Below are 13,118 nucleotides of genomic sequence, written 5' to 3'. Positions count from 1 at the left end.
CTTTACAGTTAAGAAGTAAAAAAAAACCAATCAGCCGATTGGTTTTGTTAAGTTATTGATTAATATAATATTAAAATCTATCTGTTAATTAAGTTGTCAAAGATATGCATCCAGCGCTTAAGTTGCAGTTCCGTATCCCGGATGCCTTCTTGTGAGTTGAAATCACCCTTTTGAGGAAAGAACATTACCCTCCATTCTGGATACTGAACATCGTCCACTGAGATGTAAAAACCTGACTCCCTGAAATCATGAGTGCGGTCGAGTTCTTTGTTGATACCAGCCCGTTCTCTCGTAGTAGACAAATTGTATCGCCACTCTTTGATTGCTGAGAACGGATAAGTTTTTTGTTTGTTCTCTTCCTTGAGATGGATTAGTCCTCTTTTTTCATCGAGCTTCATAGCAGTAGGTCCGAACTCGTGACTCCACATGCCGTCAGACTCTCCGAATACATCTCTGGTGCTGGCATTCCACTTTTTGATGCGGAATTTTTTATAGGCAAACATCAAGAGCATGATGCTTGCGAAAATCCATACGATTGCAAGCTGGACCAACCCCTGAATTCCAGAGAAATAGAAAATGACAATCGGAAGTGCAATAGCAATCCACACCCGTTTCATCATAAGGAAGTTGGGCTGTTTTACTTCAGTTGTTGCTGTCATAGGTTCGTCCAAGGTTAGTTTCACTGAATCGAAGGCGCACGTATGCATCAGCTTATTCTGCTGATAAATCAGTGTGCTATGTGTTTCCGTTTGAAGTTACATTACGGCTTGGAAATGGGGTCTAGCAAATCATTTATACCGATCGATCGCTTCTTTTTGATAGTTAATAACTATCATAATATAGATATTGATCAGTATTAACGATCGATCGTTTTTATCTATCAATTTGAAATAGAATGAGAATATTTATAGTATTTGACTTAGTGAGTTGTTTTAACTCACTGAAAACTAGCTCTTTAAGGTCGCTTGAAAGCGTTTTTTATCGCTGAACTTTTAAAATTTACCTCAGAAATCTCTGGGGCTTCAGAGTTGCTGGTTCGTATTACGGCAAAGATGACATTTCTTTTGAGAGGGTTGAGAATCGTTGAGCCAACAGCTTTTAAACTGGCAACAAGCTCCTCAAGGTAAGGTATCCACTGCAACCAGCGAGACCGGATATGTTCTCTGGAATTTGCCGTAAGGGGTATAGTTGTGGGATGAACTTCAATGGGTTCCGAAACGTTTTCATTGTTGGTAATCGATTCAGGAGCAACAGCCTCTATTGGTGGAGTCACGGTGATTCGCTTACTCATGTTTGACCAACTGTATGCCTTACCGAGCTGTGATGCCTTGAATGCGATACCACCGTATTCGAACGAGAAACCATTCATCTTGCCAGTAGATGCGATGTTTGCTGTCGCTGATATGTTTTGCTTTTGTAATTCATATATGAAGTCTTCGATAGTGATGGTAGGGAATAAGGAAAGGATCGCATCTACAGCTTCCTGTATCACTTTTTTAGAAGGTTTCTCTCCGGTCCTGTCCTGCATCATCTTTTCGTTATGTGTGAGCTTCTTTTGCTTCTGAGGCGGTTTAGTAGGAGAGGGGCCTTTCGTTCGAGTGAGTTTGTGGTCTTGCTCAAGATCTTGGATCACACGGGTGCTTATCAGGTTTTCGTTCTTACCCAAGTAAAGTTGGCCATCTACTAAAACGTTTATGCGAGAAGCAATAATATGTATGTGTTGTCCAGCTTCGTCGTCATGGAGGACATAACAACGAAGGTGAGTTTCACAGAAGCCCATTCGCCTCATGTAGTCGTCAGCAATGTTCCTCCATTGCTCTTTAGTAAGTGATTCACCGACTGGGAGACGAAGGGAGTTATGCCAAACGGGTTTCGTAACATCTTCTCTTAGCTTCTGAGTCTTTACGAACTCGGCGGTCAGCTCGTCTACAGTAATGCCTACAAGATTGCCACCAATCACTACTGGTGTAGTCATATGATGAGGAGCAGGGGCAAGCGCATACGAGATGACTCCTCGGAAGTTTTTACCCCTTTTTATTTTATTCATACCCTTCATCTTGGATGATCACTTTTCAAGAGTCAGCAGAGCATCTCTTACATGCAACAGTTTCAATTTTAAAGCGCTTACTTCCTGCGATAGTGGCTGAGCATCTTCGCCTCTGCGAAGCAGGAACGAAGTAAGATCATTCAGTTTCTGTAGGGAACCAGTAAGCTCCTGCCAGGCTTCTTTGTTGATTTCGGGAACAGAAGGGGGAAGTTGCTTGAGAGCTGAGGATCTCAGCCAACAGCTCCTACTTAGCTGTCCTCTGAAATGGTTTACTTTGCTCAGCTCGACTTCGTTTAATCTGACTGTTACTGAGTGTTTGCGAAGACGATTAGGGGGTAATTTTTTAACGGCAGGGTCATTGGTAAATGTAGAAGGGAACTCATCGTCAAAAATAATATTGTTTTCTTTCATATCAACTCCTTTTGATATTATTTCATTAATAGCATATCCATATGCTAACTATAATAAATACCACAAAGATCAATCGCGTCAATGGGTTGGGTTTGGTGTTTTTTTTCTTTGATCTTTCTTTTTCAACCGAAGGGCGGAAAAAGCAAGGCAACTGAGCATCGCTCAGTTAGCCCTTGCTTTTTTTAACCATGCTGTTGACATATCTAAATGGTATGTTAAATAACTTAAAGATTTGAGATTTGGAGTGCCTATGAAAAAAATATTATTGATAACTATTTTTGCTTTAATTATTGCCATTCTTTCAAGAAACTATGAAAGTTATATCGGTTATGTTATATACATAGTGTCTTGTTTCATAGTCTCTGGGATAGTGTTCTTTTTTCCTTATATCTATATTTTGTTAAAATCTAATAAAAAATAACATTACATCAAGCTGAGTATTTATCCTTCATGTCGTGGTATTTGACACAGAGGTTTGCAATCTTTAACGCACACCACTCATGAAAACGGTTTCTTTTCTTTACTATAAAAGTGGATGGCTTTTTCTTAGTGTCGTATTCTATTTTTGACTGAATAGTTTCACTGCAAGCTATACAGAATTTTATGACATAAAAACATATGAAAGCTTCAATCGATAGTATTTTACCAAGAGTAATAATGGTCTCAAATACAAAGCTTTCATTAAAAAAATTTGTTAGGTCTTTATATAAAGTATCTTGATTTAATTTCTCTAAAGGAAGGAATGGAATGATGGTGAGTATTGCAGTTAAAGCACCTGAAGTCAGAACTACTAAATCGGAGAATTTTTTAAGATAGTCTTTCATGTAGCAATAGCACATTCCAAATATCATATAACCATAAATTATTGGCAACAGGAATGCTAAAATCAAGAAGGATAAATTATAAAAATAACCAATGGCAATTAGTGTTGCAATTATTGAGTAAGGTAGGGTCAAATAAAAGAAGATGTTTTTATCAATTTTATCTTTTATAAATGCCCTACGAGAAGAATAAAAAATATCATTTTGAGGGTCATATAAACACTTGTAAACATTGGCTTTTTTTCCTTTAATGGTGAACACTTTGGCTTCTTTTTTTAAGGGCATAACAATTGTTTTATAATCTGCTCCGAAAAAATATTCGTCAATAATATAAATTTCATTTAGAATTACATTTTTTATCTTTTTTGGTTCATTATTAATGGTTAGTTTAATTAACTCATAATCTGATTTCATAAATAATCCTTTATTTCATTTAAATACATACTTAATAAATTCTGTTTTGGTATGAAGAAAGTTAAAACTAAAATATAAATCGAGTCAGGATTTTAGTGAAAAGAATTAAGTTTATGTTGAAAATTTATAACATTTGCTAATGATAATGACATATTAGCATTAGTAACTAAAAACTTACAAATTATTTACAAAATGAAAAGTAAAAAACTAAAGTTACATAAAATATTTCATAAAAATCATATGGTTATTTGGTCGTTACTAATTGGAAGCAGGGAAAAGGAACTTTCGGCACATCATTTATATAACTCTTTGCTAGATTTTTTTGTTAAATGCTAATATATTCAATGTGTTAAAAGAATATTTAAGGATGCATAAGACTGGCTTACTAAGTATTCATTGATTTCGAAAAGGAACATTTGCAAGATTTCTATGCATCGTGATATTGATTTGGTAATCTAATGAAAAGGCCATCTTAGCCATCTTGTTTTAGGCTCATCATTTGCGGTGTAGGGTGTACTAGATGTCTCAATAGTAATAGATTTAGATGCTTAACGATGGATCATGTGATTTGATATGATGAGAAGTAACGAATTGAATTCTTTCCAACTTACTGCTCTGACGAGACTTTTTTCGGCATCAGTTTTCAATGAGATAGCGAAGAAAGGACAGTCTCCTATGTTTGCTCGCTCTCTCAGAGAGACCGAGTTGTTCGACTGTGTAGATATACATGGTATCACTGTCGGGGAAGCATTCAATAAGGCATTCGCAATACTTCGACAAAACGGTTTGAGAAATGAGTATGTTTATCGTTCAGCTCTTACCCACAATTTTTTACTGGGAAAACATTCTTTAAGAACCGCCTGCATGATCAATGAGTTCAGGATTGGTCCATGTAAAGCAGATCTCATTATATTAAATGGGACTGGAACAGTTTATGAAATAAAATCTGAAAGAGACTCATTGGGGCGTTTGCAAAACCAAATAATTAATTATCGCAAAGCGTTTGGGAAAGTCTATGTAATAGCTGGCTCAGATCATATTAATGATGTGCTTAACACAACAGATTCTTCTATAGGTGTATTAAGTTTAACCCGCTGGAATCGGATATCTACCATAAGAGAGGCTGAAGAAGTTTTAGATTTCATATGTCCAATAACAATTTTTGAGTCCCTAAGAATAAACGAAGCAAAGATAATCATTTCCAGTTTAGGTATAGAAATTCCTGAACTGCCTAATACTCAGATGCATGGTTTTTTAAGGGACATTTTTAGTAGTCTACCTCCTTTGTCCGTATATGAGTTAATGCTGAAAACCCTAAAGAAAAGTAGAAGTTTACTCTCGTTAAATGAATTGGTTCTAAATTTACCAAAATCTTTGCAACCAGCAGCTCTTTCTATTCAACTTCGCTTTAAGGATCATGAGCGATTAATCAATACTATGCAAATTCCTCTTGATGAGGCAATTTTATGGGAGTAGTAAACTATGTATTATCCTTATTTTCGTGGGAAGCAATTTGAATTATTAGCTATTAGGGATACGGCTAAAGTAATGGCTAATGCGGGTTTCACTCCTATTATTGAACCTGTAAAAGAGGCACTTAATGGTCTTGAACGAACACTGAAAACAATCCAAGACAACAATGGCAATGCTATTGTCATCATTAACCCTGCATGTGGTGATCATTCTGCTGATGGTCAGAGCATAGCTCAACTATTGAAAAATAATTTTGGTGAATATGATAATATTTCTGTAGGGTTACTACTTGATAAAAGTATGACTATTTCCAAAGTCAACAGTATCCTTAACTCAGGTCTTGTTCATGCAGTAACTTTTATCCACGCTGGTTATGACGAGCCAAGAGACTTATATGAAATTGTAGGTGATGCTTACAAGCATGTATTCATTGCTGATCTTTGTTCAAAATCTTATCTTAGGCATTTTTTGGGATCTGAAAGGATTTTAATTAAAGATGGTTTTGAAAAAAGAAGAAATGCAGACCATCCTGATTCGGAGTTTTTTTCAGAGCTTCATCTGAGTTACAAAGAAGAAGGTATGGATGGTTTTGGGGATTTTTTAATTGTGGGAGATGAATTTACCGAATCTGGGGGACCTGCATATGCAGTTGCTATTCATCTCACATATATCAACACGAAGCGTGATGATGAAATGTATATCTATCATTTTGTTTCTATAACACGTGATACACCTACAGATCCAGCAGGTAAGTTTGCACAATCACTCGATAAATTAATTTACGCATTGGATTCAGGTAAATCAATGTTACTTGAAACATCTGCAATTAAAGAGTTTAGACGATTGCATAATCCCAGCCACTTTCCTGGTTTAGGAACTGTGAAAAAACTCTCTATGATTCACCACATTGAAACCTTAGCCAATTTTATGGATGATTTATAGAATGTCTAAGTATTGCTGTGCAAATTGTTTTGGTGATGATGGGTTAAAAAATAATATAATTCCTTCACTTTCACCGAAAATTGGCAATTGCTCGTATTGTCATTCAGAAAGTATTGAGATTATTGAACCTCAAAATTTATTTGAATATTTTAGCTCGTTGATGAGTATATACGAACAAGATTCAACGGGAAAAAGTATAGTTTTGCACATGAAGGATGATTGGAAGTTATTTTCACATCCAAAATTAGATGAGGCCCATGCTAAAGAATTATTAGGTGATATACTTGATGATGGAAATATAGTACGAAAATCATTTGTTCGTTCAGATAGTTACAAAAGTGAGTCTCTTGCTTTGTGGGATCATCTTTGCAATGAATTAATGTATGAAAATAGATATTTTTTAAATAAATCTCTCGATACAGAAAGGCTTGGTGAATTATTAAAGTTTCTTGCGTTAAAAGATTTTTCACAAGTTTGGTATCGTGCTCGTATTTATACAGATGATTCTATATTTACAGTGAAAGAAATGGGACCTCCTCCCAAGAGATTAGTCAGTAATGGAAGAGCAAATCCTACAGGTATACCTTATTTATATCTTGGTTCTAAACCGGACACGGCCTTGTCTGAGGTTCGTCCCCATACAGGTGATAAAGCTTGTGTAGCGGAATTTACACTGATAGAAAACTTAACATTAATAGACCTTAGAGACCCACGTAAATCTGTTTCACCTTTTTTGTTATCAGATCCTAGTGAAATGGGAAAAATGCTTGCAGACATACCCTTTCTCGAACGACTTGGGGACGAACTTACAAGGCCAGTCTTGCCAAAAAGTGCAGCTCTTGACTATATTCCCAGCCAATATATATGTGAGTTTATAAAAAAGACAGGTTTTCATGGTGTAGTTTATAATAGTTCTGTCAGTGATGGAATCAATCTTGCTCTGTTTGAGCCTTCAAATGCTTTGGGAGGTAAGGTTACTCTTTATAAGATCGATAAAGTAGTCGTTAATGTATCCGAAATTACTGTGTAGACATTTTTTTAATTATCATAAATACCCCATTATTATAAGAAAGAATGTAATGCTTTATTATTCCGAATTCAATACTCTACTATTTTATTAATGTAACAAAACTAATTATCCAAACACGTGCTTTACTTTTTTAATGCAATCAGCAATAACATGCTCCTTTTTAGCACCAAAGCCAATATAGTAATTTATGCAAACAGGATTGAAATAAGAAGAAATAATATTCACTTTCTTACAGATTTTTCAAAGTCCTGAGCCTTGATGAACATATATGTATCAGAAACATCTACATCATTGCTGTAAAATCTCTTTAAAAAAAACTGACAGTATCACTTGTTACATACTTTGAAAGGGCACAGCAATCAGTCAGAGGGAATAAATGTTTTTAATAATAATATCTCCTGGTTTATTTTGAGGGTGAAAACTTGATTCTTCTTTCTTATTTATTTTCAACTTTTACTTTACCATCTGGAGTTACAGTGTATATATGCTTGTCTATATTTATATAGCTTCTACTATTAAGGCTTCCTCTTACAATAATTACAATGCTGTTATAAACACATTTATTATGCTCACCATTAGTATTATCAAAGCAGGTATAGTCATCAATTGAACCATCTCTGGCTCCTTTTGGTAATTTTTCATAACCGCCGAAATCCATGACGATAACTGTGAAGTTATCAGGGGTATTGATAATATGATATTTCTTCTGAAGTAAATCTTTGTTTTTCAACCACCAATTTAGTTTTCCTTCAGCAGTCATCGGTAAGTTTTCTACAAAAACCGCACCATTATCCACTCTGACTATTTTGGCTGGTCTTAAAGCAATCCATATGCAGTATGCTATTATCAAAAAAACTAAAATAGCTCCAATCCTTTTATAATTAAACATTGTTTTCTCCTGTCAATGTTATAGTGGCTTCGAAATTTGTGAAAAATGGCTTTTGAGCAAAGTGCTTAGCCCTCTGTAGAACGAACCATATTCTAAAGAAAGCAATAGAGTTAAATTTAAATTTTAAGATATCTTCTTTATCTAAGCCAAAATGATCTTGTGCTCTGTATTTGATGGTCGCAGTATATTTATTGCCCTGGAAGTTTAGGCTTTCTATAGAGATTTCTGTGCTGTTTATGTCATGGACAGTAATGCCCATTCCATTAACGAAATCTTTCCATCTTGTGTATTTAGGTAAATGACTTTTAGATAATACAGTTGAAAAATGTTCTTTCGTCAATTGGGCCTTGTTGAAATCAAATTGCTCGATAGTGTTTTTAATTATGGATAATGTGCTATCGACAGAGTTGTCACTCAAAATGAGACTTCTGTAGGCATTGTTCATAAAAGGATGTTGAAAATCATTTCCATTACTACGTTGCATGTGATTGAAAAGATTTATGATCAAGCCTTGGTATGGTCCTCGGAAAGAAAAGGCATAGGATTGAGATCGTAACTCATCATATAACATCGCAATGGCTTTTTCTCTGCTAACTGGCTTCATAGAGTTAGTAGCAGGATGCTGATAGGAGGGACCAAAAGTAGTCCAATCGATGAAAGTTGATACTTGCCCGAGATGATAATGCTTTTTCAGTAAATCAACATCCATGTCGCCACTTTGCATGTCATCGGCGTTTCTGTCATTGAATCTTTTTTTTGTGGTGAAAATGGTTAGTTTTTTGTCGATTCCCTTCATTCAGCATCAATCCCTTTCAGTCAAATGACTAAGTATTATACATTTTCAGTTTATTAGGTTGGTTAAGAATTTTCTTAACATTTTCTATGCTAAGAGTCATCGTAGCTCATACAAGTACTCATTGATAAACCACAGTCATCGTGGTGAGCACTTTGTTAAGGGGGCATATCTGGGGGCAGGTAACAAATTGAAATGAAAAAATTATATATAGAACAGAAGACTATTCAGAAGGTTCGAATCCTGAAAGTTTAAAAATAATTTCATGAATTTTTATAAAAATTATAGGGCCTCAGCGCTCTTTCTTTACAAGCTTCCAGATAGTCAGCCCACCATTGCAACATGAGTCTCCGTTCTTCCAAATGCTCCGCTTTATGTATGTAAGCAGCCCGGACACTGTTCCGTTCCTGGTGGCTCATTTGTCTTTCCACAGCATCTCTCGACCATAATCCCGATTCGATTAAGGCACTACATGCCATAGTCCTGAAACCATGCCCGCAGACTTCTACTTTCGTATCGTAGCCCATTGTCCTCAGCGCTTTGTTGACAGTGTTTTCACTAATAGGTTTGTCGTCCCCAGTAAAACTGATAAACATTAGTTCGTTGTCACCACTGATCGAGTGAAGCTCTTCCAAGAGTGCTTTAGCTTGTGTGCTTAGTGGAACCAGATGTGGGGTTTTCATCTTTGCCCCTCTTGCAGAATATTTTACCCCGTTCATAGGTTTTCGCTTTCCGGGGATAGTCCACAATGAGTTCTTGAGATCAACTTCTGACCAGCGGGCAAATCGTAATTCACTCGAACGGACAAAGGTTAGGAGTGTCAACTGCACTGCAATTTGAGTAATACCTTTTCCTTTATATGCTTCCAGTCTATTCATCAGTTCTGGCAAACGCTCCAAAGAAAGGGCAGGGCGATGAACACTTTTAGTGGAAACAACAGCACCAGCGAGGTCATTTGCAGGATTCTGTTCAATCAACGCATTGTGGACGGCATACCTCATTACCGCCGTAATGCGCTGTTGTAAGCGGGAAGCCAGCTCATTGTGTCCTAAAGCTTCTGCTTTTTTCAAAGGAATCAATAAATCACGAGTTTTTAGCTCGCTGATATTATGTTTGCCGATGACAGGGAACACATGGGAAACAAGGCTGTTCAAAACAGTTGTTCTATGACTGTCTGACCAGGTTCTGTTACTGGTATGCCATTGTCGTGCAACTTGCTCAAATGTTAGCAAGCCCTTGCTCTCAATCTTTTGCGCTTTTCGCTTCTCACTTGGGTCTACATGGTTTGCGACAAGCTGACGAGCTTCGTCTCTTCGTCGTCTGGCTTCAGACAATGAAACCTCAGGATAGACACCCAGTGCGAGAATTTTCTGTTTGCCAGCGAAGCGATACTGGAAACGCCAGTATTTGGAACCACTTGTGGTGATCAAAAGATGCATACCATTACCGTCTGTCAATTTGACAGGTTTATCAGAAGGCTTTGTATTTCTTACTGTTAACTCAGTTAGCGCCATACTAAAAACCCTCTTCTGATGGTATCTGCATTATCGAACTTAAAATACCAACATATGTACCAACAAAACAGCGTGGATTTTGAAATATGACGGTGTACGTTAACGGGCTACAAACGGAAGGTAAGTGTTTGAAGTTGAAGAGTTGACTAGACTTTAAAATACTTAGGTGGGCTAACATATGGTGTCCCCTGCAGGAATCGAACCTGCAACTAGCCCTTAGGAGGGGCTCGTTATATCCATTTAACTAAGGAGACGCCAGCGCAGTATACCGCAGTTAGGCGGCAGGATTCACTACACCGCCGCGCGTTTGCTCATTCTGTCAGCAATTTAGCGTTCTTCTTGTTGCTGCTGACGTTTTTTCTCCGCTTTACGTCGTTCCGCTTTCGCCTTTGCCTGGGCAGCTTCGCCCATATCATTGCGAATCTGCGCATGGCTGATCAGGGCGAAAATCAGCGTACCGCCCGTCAGATTACCCAACAGCGTCGGGATAGCAAAGGGCCAGAGAAACTCGGTCCAGGGAATGCTGCCGTTAAATACCAGGTAAAGCACTTCGACGGAACCCACCACGATATGCGCCAGATCGCCCAGCGCGACCAGCCAGGTCATCATCACAATGACAAACAGCTTGGCGGCACCGGCATAGGGGAACATCCAGACCATGGTGGCAATGATCCAACCTGAAATCACCGCATTCGCAAACATCTCGCCCGGCGTATGTTCCATTACCTTCATGCTGATGTCGGTAAAGGCCTGGCGGGTGGCTTCATCAAAAATCGGCATTTCAGTAAACGCCAGGGCCGCGAACGCTGTCCCGACAAGATTACCCAGCAGCACAATGCCCCACAGGCGAAGCAATAAGCCAAGATTGCTCATGGTGGGTTTGTGCATAAAGGGCAGGACGGCGGTCACGGTGTTTTCAGTGAAAAGTTGCTGCCGTGCCATAATCACAATCACAAAGCCAAAGGTGTAGCCAAGATTTTCCAGTAAAAACGCGCCGGGCACGCCATCCAGATGCACCTGAAAAATGCCCTTAGCCATCAGCGAGGCGCCCATCGACAGCCCGGCAGCAATAGCGGACCACAGCAGCGCCATGCCGTCACGTTCCAGCTCTTTTTCCCCGTCCTGACGAATCTCCTCATGGATAGCGGCGGCGCGAGAGGGCAGGGCGTCTTCATCCACTTCAATATCCTCTTTGCCCTGTTCTTTCTCTTCGCTGTCTACGCCGTTAGGTCCCTGACTGGTGCTTGATGAAGGCTTCATGTTTTCTCCTGGTAACAGTGCAAATGCGTTATAAGCGTAGTCGTTTTTTGGCTCGCGAAATTGTTTCTACAACAGCTAACAAAAGTTACAACATTTTGCTGTGGTGCGCTTTTTGTCCGCTTAACGCCGTGAAAAGCACGAATATCCAACCCCAGCAGGAAAGGGGGCCGCGCACGGTCTTCGGCACACTGCAACATTGTGCTATCATTTGCGCCTTATTTGGCTGGCGCGATTTACCCCTCCATGTTGGAAATCATGAATCTGCTTTGTGTGCGTGATGAACGTGCGCTCTTTGAGGCGCTCACGTTTTGCGTGTCGGCAGGTGATATCGTACAAATTGAAGGGCCAAACGGGGCCGGTAAAACGTCGCTGCTACGGATTCTGACCGGGTTGAGCACGCCTGAACACGGCGAGGTGCGTTGGCAGTCGCAGCAAATTCATCAGCAACGCGATGTCTGGCATCAGGCCATGCTTTATCTTGGGCATCTGCCGGGGATCACCTCGGCGTTGTCGGCGCTTGAAAATCTACGCTTTTATCATCCGAACTGCCGCGATGAGCACATTTTTACTGCACTGGCCAGCGTCGGACTGGCGGGCTATGAAGACGTGCCAGCCGCGCAGCTCTCTGCGGGGCAACAGCGGCGAATCGCGCTGGCCCGGCTGTGGCTGACCCAGGCAACCCTGTGGATTCTGGATGAACCCTTAACCGCTCTTGATCCTGTCGGCGTCGACACCTTAATGGGGCGCTTTGCGGAACACGCGCAACAGGGCGGTTCTGTTATTGTGACGAGTCATCAGGCGCTGCCGGGGCTGAACGGCCAGATAAAAACCGTTCGCCTGCATGCCACGGAGTGGCAGTAATGTTGTGTCGTCTTATTCAACGTGAATTACGCATCGCCTGTCGTCGCGGTGCGGAGGTGGTTAATCCACTGTGGTTTTTCCTGATCGTGATTACGCTTTTCCCGTTGGGTATCGGTCCCGATCCTCAGCAACTGGCCCGGATCGCGCCTGGTATTGTCTGGGTTGCTGCGTTGCTCTCCTCGCTGCTGGCGCTGGAAAGGCTGTTTCGCGATGACTTCAATGACGGCACGCTGGAGCAACTTTTATTGTCTCCCACGCCGCTGCCGGTCATGGTGCTGGGCAAAGTGATTGCCCACTGGCTGGTCACCGGCTTGCCGTTAATCCTGCTTTCGCCGTTGGCGGCTCTGTTGCTGTCCCTGGATATCCCGAGCTGGCGAGCGGTGGCACTGACACTGCTGCTGGGAACACCGACGCTGAGTTTTCTTGGCGCAATTGGGGTGGGGCTGACTGTGGGATTACGTCGTGGTGGCGTGCTGCTCAGCCTGTTGGTCCTGCCGTTGGCGATTCCTGTCTTGATTTTTGCCAGTGCGGCCATTGATGCCGCAGGACAGGGCGTCGCCATTGGCGGTTATCTGGCGTTGCTGGGGGCAATGCTCGTCGCGAGTGCAACGCTGGCGCCTTTTGCCACCGCCGCGGCGTTGCGGATTACGTTGCACTAAATCA

The 13,118-nt window shown here is 40.3% G+C and carries 13 protein-coding genes and 1 tRNA gene; 5 read left to right on the top strand and 9 right to left on the bottom strand.

The genetic code is table 11. From position 1 onward, the window contains the following. Positions 1-77 precede the first annotated feature (77 nt). The 4 genes from ACPXSQ_RS10345 to ACPXSQ_RS10330 all read right to left on the bottom strand — a co-directional run bounded on the left by ACPXSQ_RS10345 (position 78) and on the right by ACPXSQ_RS10330 (position 3,693). Complete coding sequence (locus ACPXSQ_RS10345) at positions 78-659, bottom strand: DUF4755 domain-containing protein (protein ID WP_426143600.1); 582 nt, start codon at positions 657-659, stop codon at positions 78-80. A gap of 296 nt (positions 660-955) precedes the next feature. Continuing rightward, on the bottom strand, positions 956-2,056 hold the full coding sequence (locus ACPXSQ_RS10340; RefSeq protein ID WP_426143598.1) for a relaxase/mobilization nuclease domain-containing protein: 1,101 nt from the start codon (positions 2,054-2,056) through the stop codon (positions 956-958). Positions 2,057-2,065: 9 nt separating this feature from the next. Further along, a complete protein-coding gene (locus tag ACPXSQ_RS10335; RefSeq protein WP_426143596.1) occupies positions 2,066-2,458 on the bottom strand; it encodes a hypothetical protein in 393 nt (130 codons plus the stop codon). A gap of 428 nt (positions 2,459-2,886) precedes the next feature. Then, positions 2,887-3,693: a hypothetical protein gene (locus tag ACPXSQ_RS10330; RefSeq protein WP_426143594.1), complete on the bottom strand. Its 807-nt coding sequence runs from the start codon at positions 3,691-3,693 to the stop codon at positions 2,887-2,889. Positions 3,694-4,368: 675 nt separating this feature from the next. Here ACPXSQ_RS10330 and ACPXSQ_RS10325 point away from each other — a divergent pair. The 3 genes from ACPXSQ_RS10325 to ACPXSQ_RS10315 are packed head-to-tail and all read left to right on the top strand — an operon-like array spanning position 4,369 to position 7,138. Then, complete coding sequence (locus tag ACPXSQ_RS10325) at positions 4,369-5,169, top strand: sce7726 family protein (RefSeq protein WP_426143592.1); 801 nt, start codon at positions 4,369-4,371, stop codon at positions 5,167-5,169. A 6-nt stretch (positions 5,170-5,175) separates the two neighbouring features. Further along, positions 5,176-6,108 carry a sce7725 family protein gene (locus ACPXSQ_RS10320; RefSeq protein ID WP_426143590.1) on the top strand — a complete coding sequence of 311 codons (933 nt, stop codon included), beginning with the start codon at positions 5,176-5,178 and terminating at the stop codon, positions 6,106-6,108. A gap of 1 nt (position 6,109) precedes the next feature. Then, a complete protein-coding gene (locus ACPXSQ_RS10315; RefSeq protein ID WP_426143588.1) occupies positions 6,110-7,138 on the top strand; it encodes an RES domain-containing protein in 1,029 nt (342 codons plus the stop codon). A gap of 436 nt (positions 7,139-7,574) precedes the next feature. On the opposite strand, the gene ACPXSQ_RS10310 is transcribed toward ACPXSQ_RS10315, so the two are convergent. The 5 genes from ACPXSQ_RS10310 to ACPXSQ_RS10290 form a co-directional block, all read right to left on the bottom strand. Further along, positions 7,575-8,027, bottom strand: a complete 453-nt coding sequence (locus ACPXSQ_RS10310; RefSeq protein ID WP_426143586.1) for a DUF943 family protein — start codon at positions 8,025-8,027, stop codon at positions 7,575-7,577. Then, positions 8,020-8,823 carry a DUF3289 family protein gene (locus ACPXSQ_RS10305; RefSeq protein WP_426143584.1) on the bottom strand — a complete coding sequence of 268 codons (804 nt, stop codon included), beginning with the start codon at positions 8,821-8,823 and terminating at the stop codon, positions 8,020-8,022. The genes ACPXSQ_RS10310 and ACPXSQ_RS10305 overlap by 8 nt, the downstream gene beginning before the upstream one ends. Before the next feature lie 260 nt (positions 8,824-9,083). Then, positions 9,084-10,334: a tyrosine-type recombinase/integrase gene (locus tag ACPXSQ_RS10300; protein ID WP_116197302.1), complete on the bottom strand. Its 1,251-nt coding sequence runs from the start codon at positions 10,332-10,334 to the stop codon at positions 9,084-9,086. Between the two features lie 179 nt (positions 10,335-10,513). After that, positions 10,514-10,588 (bottom strand) — tRNA-Arg (locus ACPXSQ_RS10295). A 73-nt stretch (positions 10,589-10,661) separates the two neighbouring features. Beyond that, a complete protein-coding gene (locus ACPXSQ_RS10290; protein WP_042676772.1) occupies positions 10,662-11,594 on the bottom strand; it encodes a formate/nitrite transporter family protein in 933 nt (310 codons plus the stop codon). Between the two features lie 243 nt (positions 11,595-11,837). Between ACPXSQ_RS10290 and ccmA the strand changes: the two genes are divergently transcribed. Together ccmA and ccmB are read left to right on the top strand one after the other, a co-directional pair. Next, complete coding sequence (gene ccmA / locus ACPXSQ_RS10285; protein WP_042676774.1) at positions 11,838-12,455, top strand: cytochrome c biogenesis heme-transporting ATPase CcmA; 618 nt, start codon at positions 11,838-11,840, stop codon at positions 12,453-12,455. Further along, positions 12,455-13,114 (top strand): heme exporter protein CcmB, encoded by a 660-nt coding sequence (gene ccmB / locus ACPXSQ_RS10280; RefSeq protein ID WP_014594214.1) that lies wholly within the window; start codon positions 12,455-12,457, stop codon positions 13,112-13,114. Before ccmA ends, ccmB begins: the two co-directional genes overlap by 1 nt. Positions 13,115-13,118 lie beyond the last annotated feature (4 nt).

Origin of the sequence: Pantoea sp. EEL5, from assembly GCF_049892805.1 — a bacterium.
In the GTDB taxonomy this organism is placed as follows: domain Bacteria; phylum Pseudomonadota; class Gammaproteobacteria; order Enterobacterales; family Enterobacteriaceae; genus Pantoea; species Pantoea ananatis.
Note: the sequence above shows the minus strand (reverse complement) of the source record. Positions and strands in the feature narration are given on the sequence as shown.

What these genes read in the sequence shown, in the direction of transcription:
- ACPXSQ_RS10345 (WP_426143600.1), bottom strand. Translation starts at nt 659, where the DNA reads ATGACAGCAACAACTGAAGTAAAACAGCCCAACTTCCTTATGATGAAA.
- ACPXSQ_RS10340 (WP_426143598.1), bottom strand. Translation starts at nt 2,056, where the DNA reads ATGAAGGGTATGAATAAAATAAAAAGGGGTAAAAACTTCCGAGGAGTC.
- ACPXSQ_RS10335 (WP_426143596.1), bottom strand. Translation starts at nt 2,458, where the DNA reads ATGAAAGAAAACAATATTATTTTTGACGATGAGTTCCCTTCTACATTT.
- ACPXSQ_RS10330 (WP_426143594.1), bottom strand. Translation starts at nt 3,693, where the DNA reads ATGAAATCAGATTATGAGTTAATTAAACTAACCATTAATAATGAACCA.
- ACPXSQ_RS10325 (WP_426143592.1), top strand. Translation starts at nt 4,369, where the DNA reads ATGTTTGCTCGCTCTCTCAGAGAGACCGAGTTGTTCGACTGTGTAGAT.
- ACPXSQ_RS10320 (WP_426143590.1), top strand. Translation starts at nt 5,176, where the DNA reads ATGTATTATCCTTATTTTCGTGGGAAGCAATTTGAATTATTAGCTATT.
- ACPXSQ_RS10315 (WP_426143588.1), top strand. Translation starts at nt 6,110, where the DNA reads ATGTCTAAGTATTGCTGTGCAAATTGTTTTGGTGATGATGGGTTAAAA.
- ACPXSQ_RS10310 (WP_426143586.1), bottom strand. Translation starts at nt 8,027, where the DNA reads ATGTTTAATTATAAAAGGATTGGAGCTATTTTAGTTTTTTTGATAATA.
- ACPXSQ_RS10305 (WP_426143584.1), bottom strand. Translation starts at nt 8,823, where the DNA reads ATGAAGGGAATCGACAAAAAACTAACCATTTTCACCACAAAAAAAAGA.
- ACPXSQ_RS10300 (WP_116197302.1), bottom strand. Translation starts at nt 10,334, where the DNA reads ATGGCGCTAACTGAGTTAACAGTAAGAAATACAAAGCCTTCTGATAAA.
- ACPXSQ_RS10290 (WP_042676772.1), bottom strand. Translation starts at nt 11,594, where the DNA reads ATGAAGCCTTCATCAAGCACCAGTCAGGGACCTAACGGCGTAGACAGC.
- ccmA (WP_042676774.1), top strand. Translation starts at nt 11,838, where the DNA reads ATGTTGGAAATCATGAATCTGCTTTGTGTGCGTGATGAACGTGCGCTC.
- ccmB (WP_014594214.1), top strand. Translation starts at nt 12,455, where the DNA reads ATGTTGTGTCGTCTTATTCAACGTGAATTACGCATCGCCTGTCGTCGC.